The sequence below is a fragment of the Nibrella viscosa genome (genome assembly GCF_039541875.1).
Taxonomy (GTDB): Bacteria; Bacteroidota; Bacteroidia; order Cytophagales; family Spirosomataceae; genus Nibrella; species Nibrella viscosa.
Window position 1 is genome coordinate 1 of the sequence record NZ_BAABHB010000041.1, and the last position, 1,214, is coordinate 1,214.

At 48.3% G+C, this 1,214-nt stretch carries 1 protein-coding gene; it reads left to right on the top strand.

Annotated features, from left to right (window positions below; genetic code table 11):
- Positions 1–260 precede the first annotated feature (260 nt).
- Positions 261–1,214 (top strand): IS110 family RNA-guided transposase (locus tag ABD931_RS29085; RefSeq protein WP_345271644.1); only part of this gene is annotated, 954 nt, incomplete at its 3' end.

The window sequence follows — 1,214 nt, forward strand, 5'->3', positions numbered from 1 at the left end:
ATCGCTTCGGCCTTTAGATTTGATTCATTGTACGATTCCAGGACGAGTCGTATAACTTAGGGCCACTCACAAAAAGTGAGCGACCAACCCCAGCAGGGACACCTTAACGCTTCGGCCAGGCAAAACCTATGGATCGATTTAGGCCCCTGCTGGGATACTTAGACTTGGACTTCAAATAGAAATGCGGGTTCGCGGCCCATTAGCAAGGTCTTGAAGGTGTCTAAGCGTTGATCCACTCTACACTTTTACCCTGTAAAGTTATGACTTTTGACTACTTCATTGGTGTTGATGTCTCCAAAGCTACCCTTGATTTTGCGGTTGCTAAAGCTAACCAGGTAATATTCCTCCAGCAGGTAAGCAACGACAAAAAGGGTATTTCGCAGTTTCTAAAGGAACTTCGCAAGCAGACTAAAGCCACTCTTGAGCAGTGTCTGTTCTGTTTGGAGTTTACCGGTATTTACAACAATCCTCTCTTAAAGGTGCTCCACCGCGCTTCTGCCCACATTTGGGTCGAGCGAGCCGCTCACATCCAAGAGAGTATGGGTCTGAGTCGTGGCAAAACCGATCGGATGGATGCCAAACGCATTGCGCTGTTTGCCTACAAGAACCGTGAAGAGGCCCGGTTATGGACACCTCCAAGAGCCGTTATTGCACAACTGGACCGTTTAACGGCCCAACGCTCTCGGCTAGTCAAAGTCATCAAGATCCTACAAACGCCTTTGACCGACTCCGAAGGCTTTTTAGACAAGGCAGATCGCAGGGCTGATCGGCAAGCCTGTAGAGCCTCCTTGGAAGCCCTTAAAGCTGACTTGAAAGCCACTGATGATGCCATTACTGAACTGGCTCAAACGGATCCGGAGCTTAATCGACTCTTCGAGCGAGTAACCTCCGTAGTAGGCATTAGCCAAACCACAGCGGCTGAGATCATCGTCACCACCAATGAATTTAAGACGATAACTGATCCCAAGAAGTTTGCTTGTTATGCTGGCGTAGTTCCCTTTGAACGCAGCTCTGGGCAACGCAGAGGTCGTCCACAGGTGAGCCACATGGCCAACAAGAAAGTGAAATCTCTTTTACATTTAGGTGCCATGTCGGCCATACAACACTGTCCACAACTGAGAACATACTATCAACGCAAAGTGGCGGAAGGCAAGAACAAAATGTTAGTACTCAACAATGTACGCAACAAGATTGTCCAACGGATTTTTGCCTGT